This is a genomic window from Streptomyces sp. H27-H5, from assembly GCF_026627505.1.
In the GTDB taxonomy this organism is placed as follows: Bacteria; Actinomycetota; Actinomycetes; order Streptomycetales; family Streptomycetaceae; genus Streptomyces.
In genome coordinates this window covers 22,601-32,653 of sequence record NZ_JAPNLK010000091.1, presented here as the reverse complement: position 1 = coordinate 32,653, position 10,053 = coordinate 22,601, and the positions used below count along the sequence as shown (strand labels likewise).

At 72.7% G+C, this 10,053-nt stretch carries 11 protein-coding genes; 6 read left to right on the top strand and 5 right to left on the bottom strand.

What is annotated here, in order from left to right:
• On the bottom strand, positions 1-280 hold a 280-nt coding region (locus tag OTB19_RS33280), incomplete at its 3' end, for a biotin carboxylase N-terminal domain-containing protein (RefSeq protein WP_324290566.1).
• A 378-nt stretch (positions 281-658) separates the two neighbouring features.
• Here OTB19_RS33280 and OTB19_RS33275 point away from each other — a divergent pair.
• Entirely contained in the window at positions 659-1,141 is a 483-nt protein-coding gene (locus OTB19_RS33275; protein ID WP_267802423.1) for a hypothetical protein, read from the top strand.
• Here the strand turns inward: OTB19_RS33275 and OTB19_RS33270 are convergent.
• The 4 genes from OTB19_RS33270 to OTB19_RS33255 all read right to left on the bottom strand — a co-directional run bounded on the left by OTB19_RS33270 (position 1,122) and on the right by OTB19_RS33255 (position 3,848).
• On the bottom strand, positions 1,122-1,739 hold the full coding sequence (locus tag OTB19_RS33270) for a Maf family protein (protein WP_267802422.1): 618 nt from the start codon (positions 1,737-1,739) through the stop codon (positions 1,122-1,124). The two genes, OTB19_RS33275 and OTB19_RS33270, sit on opposite strands and share 20 nt — an antisense overlap.
• Positions 1,740-1,772: 33 nt before the next feature.
• Positions 1,773-1,907, bottom strand: a complete 135-nt coding sequence (mmpB, locus tag OTB19_RS33265; protein WP_267802421.1) for a morphogenic membrane protein MmpB — start codon at positions 1,905-1,907, stop codon at positions 1,773-1,775.
• 121 nt (positions 1,908-2,028) lie between these two features.
• The gene (locus tag OTB19_RS33260) at positions 2,029-2,238 is read right to left on the bottom strand and encodes an acyl-CoA carboxylase epsilon subunit (protein WP_267802420.1); all 210 of its coding nucleotides are present in this window, start codon (positions 2,236-2,238) and stop codon (positions 2,029-2,031) included.
• Between the two features lie 17 nt (positions 2,239-2,255).
• A complete protein-coding gene (locus OTB19_RS33255) occupies positions 2,256-3,848 on the bottom strand; it encodes an acyl-CoA carboxylase subunit beta (RefSeq protein ID WP_267802419.1) in 1,593 nt (530 codons plus the stop codon).
• 131 nt (positions 3,849-3,979) lie between these two features.
• Here OTB19_RS33255 and OTB19_RS33250 point away from each other — a divergent pair, with 131 nt between their 5' ends.
• The 5 genes from OTB19_RS33250 to hutH all read left to right on the top strand — a co-directional run bounded on the left by OTB19_RS33250 (position 3,980) and on the right by hutH (position 10,021).
• Positions 3,980-4,858, top strand: a complete 879-nt coding sequence (locus OTB19_RS33250) for a biotin--[acetyl-CoA-carboxylase] ligase (protein ID WP_267802418.1) — start codon at positions 3,980-3,982, stop codon at positions 4,856-4,858.
• A gap of 206 nt (positions 4,859-5,064) precedes the next feature.
• On the top strand, positions 5,065-6,231 hold the full coding sequence (locus OTB19_RS33245) for an adenylate/guanylate cyclase domain-containing protein (protein WP_420716967.1): 1,167 nt from the start codon (positions 5,065-5,067) through the stop codon (positions 6,229-6,231).
• A 25-nt stretch (positions 6,232-6,256) separates the two neighbouring features.
• Positions 6,257-7,045 (top strand): enoyl-CoA hydratase/isomerase family protein, encoded by a 789-nt coding sequence (locus OTB19_RS33240; RefSeq protein ID WP_267802417.1) that lies wholly within the window; start codon positions 6,257-6,259, stop codon positions 7,043-7,045.
• A 214-nt stretch (positions 7,046-7,259) separates the two neighbouring features.
• The gene (locus OTB19_RS33235) at positions 7,260-8,372 is read left to right on the top strand and encodes a GGDEF domain-containing protein (protein ID WP_267802416.1); all 1,113 of its coding nucleotides are present in this window, start codon (positions 7,260-7,262) and stop codon (positions 8,370-8,372) included.
• A gap of 107 nt (positions 8,373-8,479) precedes the next feature.
• The gene (gene hutH, locus OTB19_RS33230) at positions 8,480-10,021 is read left to right on the top strand and encodes a histidine ammonia-lyase (protein WP_267802425.1); all 1,542 of its coding nucleotides are present in this window, start codon (positions 8,480-8,482) and stop codon (positions 10,019-10,021) included.
• Positions 10,022-10,053: the final 32 nt, after the last annotated feature.

The following is a 10,053-nucleotide window of genomic DNA, read 5'->3' as shown; positions in this document are numbered from 1 at the left end:
CGGCCTGGGCGAAGTCGGCGTTCTCCGACAGGAAGCCGTACCCGGGATGGATCGCGTCCGCGCCGGAGTCCGCCGCCGCCTGCAGAACCTTCGCGATGTCCAAATAGCTGGCGGCCGGGGTGTCACCGCCCAACGCGAAAGCTTCGTCGGCCGCGCGGACGTGCAGAGCGTCCCGGTCCGGGTCGGCGTAGACGGCTACGCTCGCGATCCCGGCATCCCGGCAGGCCCGAGCAACGCGGACAGCGATTTCGCCACGGTTGGCGATGAGCACCTTGCGCACGATGGCTCCCTCCTTGAAACAACCTGAGTTTAGGGACAGCCCACACGGCCTTTCGACCCTAATCCAGAGGTGAGCTTGCCCACACAGAGTGTGATGCGAGTCTGGCTCGAGTCCGGAAAGCCCTTGTGGCGCCCCAGGCAAGGGGGATCCCCGACTGCACAGTAACCCCGTCACGCATCCGAGGTCTCTGTCCGGCGGGTCAGCGGCCCCGGGTGATTCTTTGTCGAGTCCCTACGAACGGGTCAGGCTTTCTTTGCTTGATCGCCGCCCGGACCCGTTTCACGCAACGAACCTGCCCGCACCCCTTGTCCCGGGGATTACCCGTTAGTAGCCTCCAGGGCGTCGAACAGGCTTGTGGCGTGTGGGGAGGGGAGCGTCGTGCTGCGCAGAATCGTGGCCGGCGTGGCGGCGGTCGTGCTCGTCGCGGAAGCGGCGTTGCTCGTCCTCGTCCACGTCGTGTTGGGAAAGACGACCGCGAACCAGTCGATGTCGATCGCCGGCATGGATCCGAACGTCATGTCCAAGGCGACCTACGTCATGGGCGCCGGCATCGGCGCCTTCCTGCTGGTGTGCGCCGTCCTGCTGGGCATCGTCGCCGTACGGGACCGGGCCCCGGGCCGCTTCGCCCGCATCGTCCTCGTCATCGCCGCCGTCACCCACGTGGTGCTCGGCGCGCTGGCCGTGGCGCTGATCGGCTGGTCCGCCTTCGCGGCGACCATGCTGATCCTGTGCCTGATCGTGCTGGTCCTGACGCTCCCCGCGCCCGGTGACGCGGCGTCGGCCGCCGGACCCCGGGACACGCTGCCCCGGGACGTCCCGCCGCCTCCGCCGCACGCGGAACTCAAGCCCACAAATCCGTGATGGACACGCCCAGTTCGCCGAGCAGCGAGCGGAGCAGCGGCAGGGAGATCCCGATCACATTGCCGTGATCGCCGTCGATTCCGTCGATGAAGGGCGCCGACAGCCCGTCCAGGGTGAAGGCCCCGGCCACGTGCAGCGGCTCCCCGCTGGCCACGTACGCCGCGACCTCGGCGTCGGAGGGCTCGCCGAAGCGGACCGTCGTGGACGCGGTGGCCGAGACCCGACGGCCGCTCGCGGTGTCGACGACGCAGTGCCCGGTGCGCAGGACGCCCGCCCGCCCGCGCATCGACTTCCAGCGAGCCGTGGCCTCCTCGGCGTCCGCCGGCTTGCCCAACGCCTCGCCGTCCAGCTCCAGCACCGAGTCGCAGCCGATCACCAGGGCGCCCGCGGCCTCGTCCAGGGCGGCCACCACGGCCGCCTTGGCCTCGGCCAGCGCGAGGGCCAGCTCGGAGGGGGTGTCGGCGCTCAGCGTGTCCTCGTCGAAGCCGCTGACGATCACGTGCGGGGCGAGCCCGGCCTGTCGCAGCAGGTTCAGTCGGGCGGGGGAGGCGGAGGCGAGGACGAGCGCGCGCGGTTCAGCAGCAGTCATGCCCGCCATCGTAGGGCCGGCGGCGGGGGACGCAGGAGGGGTCTAGAAGTGGTCCACGCCGAGGACGTACACCACCACGATCATGGCGAGCGCGAGCACCACGATCATTCTCCGGACCATGGCCTGGACGTCGCGCATGTCCTTCGGGGGCTCGTCCTTCGGGTCTGACCAGAGCATGCGTCGATCCTGTCCCGCGGGACGCCGGTGGCGCCTGAGTACTCGTACTCAGGCGCCACCGTCCGTTCGCGTCATCTTCGGCCCGCGGCCGGGTCCCCGTACCGGAACCGGGAGGGACGATCTAGCCGGGCCAGTACGTGCGGCCCCACGCGCGGGGCCCCGGCTGCGGCAGGCGCTGCCGGGCCGTCCGGGCCGGCGAGGCCCACTCGTCCTTGACCCGGGAGGCGCCCGACGGCACGGAGGCCAGTGCCGCCGCGCGCGCCTGGACCACCGCCAGTGCGGCGGCCAACTCCTCCGGGGTCGGGTTCCCCTTGACGACCTTGATCACCACTGTGAGCTCCTCGGGGCCTAGAGGGGGATGTTGCCGTGCTTCTTCGGGGGCAGGGACTCCCGCTTGGTCCGCAGCTGGCGCAGCCCCTTGACCACGTGCGCCCGGGTCTCGGACGGCATGGTCACCGCGTCGATGTACCCGCGCTCGGCGGCGGTGTACGGGTTGAGCAGCGCGTCCTCGTACTCGGTGATCAGGCGGGCGCGCGTCTCCTCCACCTCCTCCGGGGCGGTCTCGGCGAGGGTGCGGCGGTGCAGGATGTTCACCGCGCCCTGGGCGCCCATGACGGCGATCTGCGCGGTCGGCCAGGCCAGGTTGAGGTCCGCGCCGAGGTGCTTGGAGCCCATGACGTCGTAGGCGCCGCCGAAGGCCTTGCGGGTGATGACGGTGATCAGGGGGACGGTGGCCTCGGCGTACGCGTAGATCAGCTTCGCGCCGCGCCGGATGATTCCGTTGTACTCCTGGTCCGTGCCCGGCAGGAAGCCCGGGACGTCGACGAACGTCAGCACCGGGATGTTGAAGGCGTCGCAGGTCCGCACGAAGCGGGCGGCCTTCTCGGAGGCGTTGATGTCCAGGCAGCCGGCGAACTGCATCGGCTGGTTGGCGACGACGCCCACCGGGTGGCCCTCGACGCGGCCGAAGCCCGTGAGGATGTTCGGCGCGAACAGCGACTGCGTCTCCAGGAACTCCGCGTCGTCGACCACGTGCTCGATCACGGTGTGCATGTCGTACGGCTGGTTCGCGCTGTCCGGGATCAGGACGTCGAGCTCGCGGTCGATGTCGGTGACCTCGGTGTCCGCGTCCTCCGGGAAGGCGGGCGGCTCGGAGAGGTTGTTCGACGGCAGGTACGCGAGGAGCGACTTGACGTACTCGATCGCGTCCTTCTCGTCGCCGGCCATGTGGTGGGCCACGCCCGACGTGGAGTTGTGGGTGCGGGCGCCGCCCAGCTCCTCGAAGCCCACGTCCTCGCCGGTGACCGTCTTGATGACGTCCGGGCCGGTGATGAACATGTGCGAGGTCTGGTCGACCATCACCGTGAAGTCGGTGATGGCGGGCGAGTAGACGGCGCCGCCGGCGCAGGGTCCCACGATCAGGCTGATCTGCGGGATCACGCCCGAGGCGTGCACGTTGCGGCGGAAGATCTCGCCGTACATGCCCAGCGCGCTGACGCCCTCCTGGATGCGGGCGCCGCCGGAGTCGTTGATGCCGACGAGCGGACAGCCGGTCTTCAGCGCCCAGTCCATGACCTTCATGATCTTCTGGCCGTAGACCTCGCCGAGGGCTCCGCCGAAGACCGTGAAGTCCTGCGAGAACACGGCCACCGGGCGGCCGTCCACCGTGCCGTAGCCGGTGACGACGCCGTCGCCGTAGGGGCGGGTGTTCTCCAGCCCGAAGTTGGTCGACCGGTGCCGGGCGAACTCGTCGAGTTCGACGAACGACCCCTCGTCCAGCAGCAGGGCGACCCGCTCACGCGCCGTCAGCTTTCCCTTGGCGTGCTGCTTCTCCACGGCCCGCGCGGACCCTGCGTGCGTGGCTTCGTCGATGCGTCGCCGCAGGTCCGCGATCTTGCCCGCGGTCGTGTGCGTGTCGATCGGCTCTGAGGGTTGTGACATCGGGGTCGCGGCTCCCTGTGTGGTGTCAACTGCCTGGTCAATTGATTGACTACTGCTGGCTACTGGTGCGTAGCGTATCGGCGGGCATGGCGCTCGGCAGTGCGGCGTTTGACACACCTACTGTGGCTTGCATGACGCCATCAGATGCATCAGCCGGAACTCCGACCGGAGGTTCCGCGGGCCGCTGGTCCAGCCTCGACCGGCCGCCGTTGAACGTCGCCGCCCTGCGCCGGGCGCTCGTCGTCGAGGACGGGCTGTGGACCTCGCTGGAGGTCGTGCCCGCCACCGGGTCCACCAACACCGATCTCGCCGCCCGGGCCGCGACGCTGCCCGAGGGGGCCGTCCTCGTCGCCGAGGAGCAGACCGCCGGGCGCGGGCGCCTCGACCGGACCTGGACGGCGCCCGCGCGGTCCGGGCTGTTCTTCTCCGTGCTGCTCAAGCCCGGGCCCGACGTACCGCAGGAACGCTGGGGCTGGCTGACCCTGCTGGCCGGCGTGGCCACCGCGACGGGGCTCTCCCGGGCGGCGGGCGTGGACACCGCCCTCAAGTGGCCCAACGACCTGCTGGTCACCGTGGACGGCGAGGAGCGCAAGACCGGCGGGATCCTCGCGGAGCGGGTCGGTGACGGCGTCGTGGTCGGCATCGGGCTCAACGTCACCCTGAGCGAGGACGAGCTGCCGGTGGACACCGCGGGCTCCCTGGCCCTGGCCAAGGCGACCGTCACCGACCGGGACCCGCTGCTCAGGGCCGTGCTGCGGTCCCTGGAGCAGTGGTACGGGAACTGGCGCGCGGCCGGCGGCGACCCGGCGGCCAGCGGTCTCCAGGAGACGTACGCGGCGGGTTGCGCGACGCTGGGCAAGCACGTGCGTGCGGAGCTGCCCGGCGGCCGCACGCTCACCGGGACGGCCGAAGCGGTCGACGCGGACGGTCGGCTCGTCATCCGGACGGCCGACGACGCGCACGAGGCCGTGGGCGCCGGCGACGTCGTCCACCTGCGGTCGACCCATTAGGCCGTCTCCGGGTGCCCGCCCGGGGCGGGCACCCGGGCCGTCCGCGCGGCGGGCTCGGCGGCCGCGGATCACACTCGGGTCGCGGGCCGGCGGAGTGGGGAGTGAGCTACGGCACACCTGCCGTATGGTTTAGGCGATCCCGGTCCTCCCGGTGATCAATCGGTTCGGAAGTCGGAATTGCGCACGGAATGGACAGGAGGCGGCCCTTGACCGTCGACGACTCAACGTCCAGTGCGTCCGCGTCCGGCCCGGCCGGCTCGTCCGCCGGCACGGGCACCCCGATCGGGCGTGACCAGCACACCCCCCACCACGAGGTCGACCACACGGCCCAGCCGACGGCCGACCCGCTCGCCATCCGCCTGGAACAGCTGATCCTGGGCGCCGAGCGCCGCTACACGCCCTTCCAGGCGGCCCGCAGCGCCGGGGTCTCCATGGAGCTGGCCTCCCGCTTCTGGCGGGCCATGGGCTTCGCGGACATCGGCCAGGCCAAGGCCCTGACGGAGGCCGACGTACTGGCGCTGCGCCGCCTCGCCGGTCTGGTGGAGGCCGGCCTGCTGAGCGAGCCCATGGCGGTGCAGGTGGCGCGGTCCACGGGCCAGACCACCGCCCGTCTGGCCGAATGGCAGATCGACTCCTTCCTGGAGGGGCTGACGGAGCCGCCGGAGCCGGGGATGACCCGTACGGAGGTCACGTACCCGCTGGTCGAGCTGCTGCTGCCGGAGCTGGAGGAGTTCCTCGTCTACGTGTGGCGGCGCCAGCTGGCGGCCGCGACCGGACGCGTGGTGCAGGTCGCGGACGACGAGGAGATGGTCGACCGGCGGCTCGCGGTGGGCTTCGCGGACCTGGTGGGCTTCACCCGCCTCACCCGGCGGCTGGAGGAGGAGCAGCTCGGCGAACTCGTCGAGGCCTTCGAGACCACGGCCGCCGACCTGGTCGCCGCGCACGGTGGCCGACTGATCAAGACCCTGGGCGACGAGGTGCTGTACTGCGCCGACGACGCGGCGACGGCGGCGGAGATCGCGCTGCGGCTGATCGAGACCATGGAAGCCGATCCGCAGATGCCCGAACTGCGGGTCGGGATCGCCTTCGGCACGGTGACGACCCGGATGGGCGACGTCTTCGGCACCACGGTGAACCTGGCGAGCCGGCTGACGTCCATAGCCCCCAAGGACGCGGTGCTGGTGGACGGGGCGATGGCCGAGGAACTGGGCCGGACCGGGGCGGCGCCGCTGTCGGAGAAGGAAGCGGCGTCGGAGGAGGGCGGCGGCACCTACCGCTTCGCGCTCCAGCCGATGTGGCAGCGGCCGGTGCGCGGGCTCGGGGTCGTCGAACCCTGGTCGCTGACGCGGAGGACACCTAAGATCCCCGGGTAACGTTCGTTAACCGGGAGGGTCCCCAGTGCCTGTGGAGTCGGAGTTCGTAGCGGTACGTCGGCACGGTGACGACGGGGTCGTCGAGTTGGTCCTGGACCGCCCCAAGGCCATGAACGCGGTGTCGACGGAGATGGCCCGGGCCATCGGCGCCGCGTGCGCCTCGCTGGCCGCGGACGCCTCGGTGCGGGTCGTCGTGCTGACCTCCACCGCGGAGCGCGCCTTTTGTGTCGGGGCCGACCTCAAGGAGCGGAACTCGCTGTCGGACGCCGACCTGGTGCGGCAGCGGCCGACCACGCGCGGGGCGTACGGGGGCGTGCTGGAACTGCCCATGCCGACGATCGCGGCGGTACACGGGTTCGCGCTGGGCGGCGGCTTCGAGCTGGCCCTGGCCTGCGACGTGATCGTGGCGGACGAGACGGCCGTGGTCGGCCTGCCCGAGGTGTCCGTCGGCGTGATCCCGGGCGGCGGCGGCACCCAACTGCTGCCCCGGCGGGTGGGCGCGGCCCGCGCGGCGGAACTGATCTTCACGGCGCGCCGGGTCGAGGCCGCCGAGGCGCTGGACCTGGGCCTGGTCGACTCGGTGGTCGCGGCGGGCTCGGACCGCGAGGAGGCACTGGCGCTGGCGGGGCGGATGGCGGCGAACTCGCCGGTCGGGCTGCGCGCGGCCAAGCGGGCGCTGCGGCTGGGACACGGCATGGACCTGGCGGCCGGCCTGGAGATCGAGGACGCGGCCTGGCGGACGGTGGCCTTCTCCGGGGACCGGGCGGAGGGTGTGGCGGCGTTCAACGAGAAGCGGAAGCCGCGCTGGCCGTAGGCCGGTGGCCCGGCCGGCCGGCCGGCGGGTTGGGGGGCGGGGCACGGGGCCCCGCCGGACCCTGGAGCCGGGGGTGCGGGTGCGGGGTTCCGTGCGGCGCCGTTGCGGTGGCGCTGCCCCCGGGCCCCCGGGCCCCCGCGCCTCTCACGCCGGCGGGGTGGGGCTTGCCGGGCGGGAAGGTACGAAGTTGGACAAAACTCCCTAGTCTGGGGTGATGGGAGTTGACGGGCGGCTGAGAGCCGTCGTGGGCCTCGCGCAGGCCATGGCGGCCGCCTGCCTGCCGCGGGACAGCGTGCGGGCCGCCGCGCGGGGTGCGCGGCTGGCCATGGACGGATCGTTCGCCGCCGTCTCCGCGTGGGAGCGGGAGCGGGGGCGGCTGCGGGTGCTCGTCAACGAGGGCGAGCGGCGGGCCGGGGAGGAGGAGTTCCCCGAGGACGAGTCCTATCCCGTCCACGACTTCCCGGAGATCACCGAATTCCTGCACGAGCGCTGGGCGGGCGGTGGCGGCCCGCACGCCTGGGTGGAGAGCGCGGTCGGCGACCGGCCCGGACGGCGCGGCGAGGCCCTGCGCCGGCGCGGTCGGGGTACCTGCGTGGTCGCGCCCATCGTGCTCAGCGGGCGGGCCTGGGGCGAGCTGTACGTCGCCCGGGACGAGGGGCTGCCGGACTTCGACGAGGACGACGCGGAGTTCGCGACGGTCCTGGCCGCCGTCGTGGCGGCGGGTCTCGCGCAGAACGAGCGGCTCGAAGAGGCCCGACGGCTGGCCTTCACCGACCCGCTGACCGGACTCGCAAACCGGCGTGCCGTGGACATGCGGCTGGACGAGGCCCTGGAGGAGCACCGGCGCTCGGGGACGGTCGTGAGCCTGGCCGTCTGTGACCTGAACGGCCTCAAGAAGGTCAACGACACCCTCGGCCACGCCATGGGCGACCGGCTCCTGGAGCGGTTCGGGTCCGTGCTGAGCCTGTGCGGGGCCATGCTGCCGGGCGCGCTGGTGGCCCGCCTCGGCGGCGACGAGTTCTGCCTGGTGAGCCTGGGGCCGTCGGCGGACGAGGTGGTGCGGGTGTCCGAGGAGCTGTGCCTGCGGGCCGCCGAGCTGGAACTGGGCGAGGGGGTGGCCTGCGGGGTCGCCTCGACCGGGGATCCCATCGGCGTGGTGAAGTCCTCCCGGCGGCTCTTCCGGCTCGCGGACGCCGCCCAGTACAAGGCGAAGGCCGCGCGGTCGCCCCTGCCCGTGGTGGCCGGGCGGGACACGGCCGTGGTGCGGCTCGCGGACGCCGCGCAGGAGGCGGCGGGGGAGCGGCGGCGGTTCCGAGGCCGGGCCTGAGCGGCCGTTCCCGGGTCGGGCGGGGTCCGGTCACGGCGCGTGAGGGACCCTCGTCGAACTGGCTAGTGACATGAAGGGATTCAGTCCGTAGGGTGCTGAATATGGATATGCACACTGTCGTGGTGGGGACGTCCGGGACCACCGCCGAGGACGTCATCGCCGTCGCCCGCGGCAACGCGCGCGTCGAGCTGTCCGGCGAGGCCCTCGACGCCCTGGCCCGCGCCCGCGAGATCGTCGACGCGCTCGCCGCCAAGCCCGAGCCGGTCTACGGGGTGTCCACCGGGTTCGGCGCCCTCGCCTCCCGGCACATCAGCCCCGAGCTGCGCGCGCAGCTCCAGCGCAACATCGTCCGCTCGCACGCCGCCGGCATGGGCCCGCGCGTCGAGCGGGAGGTCGTGCGCGCCCTGATGTTCCTGCGGCTGAAGACCGTCGCCTCCGGACACACCGGCGTACGCCCCTCCGTCGCCCAGACCATGGTGGACGTGCTCAACGCCGGGATCACCCCCGTCGTCCACGAGTACGGCTCCCTCGGGTGCTCCGGCGACCTCGCACCGCTGTCCCACTGCGCGCTCGCGCTCATGGGCGAGGGCGACGCCGAGGGCCCCGACGGGTCCGTCCGGCCCGCCGGCGAGCTGCTCGCCGAGGCCGGGATCGAGCCGGTCGAGCTGCGCGAGAAGGAGGGGCTCGCCCTCCTCAACGGCACCGACGGCATGCTCGGCATGCTGGTCATGGCCCTCGCGGACCTCGCCAAGCTGTACACGTCCGCCGACATCACCGCCGCGCTGACGCTGGAGGCGCTGCTCGGTTCCGAGAAGGTCCTCGCCCCCGAGCTGCACACCATCCGCCCGCACCCGGGCCAGGGCGCCTCCGCCGCCAACATGGCCGCCGTCCTGAAGGGCTCCGGGCTCACCGGCCACTTCCAGGAGGAGTCCGCCCCGCGCGTCCAGGACGCCTACTCGGTGCGCTGCGCCCCGCAGGTCGCCGGCGCGGGCCGCGACACCATGGCGCACGCCGCCCTGGTCGCCTCCCGGGAACTGGCCGCCGCCGTCGACAACCCGGTGGTGCTGCCCGACGGTCGTGTGGAGTCCAACGGCAACTTCCACGGCGCCCCCGTCGCGTACGTCCTGGACTTCCTGGCCATCGCCGCCGCCGACCTCGGCTCCATCGCCGAACGGCGCACCGACCGGCTGCTCGACAAGAACCGCTCGCACGGCCTGCCGCCCTTCCTCGCGGACGACGCCGGCGTGGACTCGGGCCTGATGATCGCCCAGTACACGCAGGCCGCCCTGGTCAGCGAGATGAAGCGGCTCGCGGTGCCCGCGTCCGCCGACTCGATCCCCTCCTCCGCCATGCAGGAGGACCACGTCTCCATGGGCTGGTCGGCCGCGCGCAAGCTTCGTACGGCCGTCGACAACCTGACCCGGATCGTCGCCATCGAGCTGTACGCGGCCTCCCGGGCCATCGAGCTGCGCCACGGGCTCACCGCGGCCCCGGCGAGCCGGGCCGCCATCGCGGCCGCCCGCGCGGCGGGCGTCCAGGGCCCCGGGCCGGATCGTTTCCTCGCCCCCGACCTGGCCGCCGCCGACGCGTTCGTCCGATCGGGCGCCCTCGTCGAGGCGGTCGAAACGGTGACCGGTCCGCTCGCCTGACCCGTCACGGCTCGCCCGACCGGCGACAGTAC

Excerpts from the sequence above, each read along its gene's own strand:
- OTB19_RS33270 (WP_267802422.1), bottom strand. The coding sequence starts at position 1,739 with ATGGCGGGCATGACTGCTGCTGAACCGCGCGCGCTCGTCCTCGCCTCC.
- mmpB (WP_267802421.1), bottom strand. The coding sequence starts at position 1,907 with ATGCTCTGGTCAGACCCGAAGGACGAGCCCCCGAAGGACATGCGCGAC.
- OTB19_RS33255 (WP_267802419.1), bottom strand. The coding sequence starts at position 3,848 with ATGTCACAACCCTCAGAGCCGATCGACACGCACACGACCGCGGGCAAG.
- OTB19_RS33250 (WP_267802418.1), top strand. The coding sequence starts at position 3,980 with ATGACGCCATCAGATGCATCAGCCGGAACTCCGACCGGAGGTTCCGCG.
- OTB19_RS33235 (WP_267802416.1), top strand. The coding sequence starts at position 7,260 with ATGGGAGTTGACGGGCGGCTGAGAGCCGTCGTGGGCCTCGCGCAGGCC.
- hutH (WP_267802425.1), top strand. The coding sequence starts at position 8,480 with ATGCACACTGTCGTGGTGGGGACGTCCGGGACCACCGCCGAGGACGTC.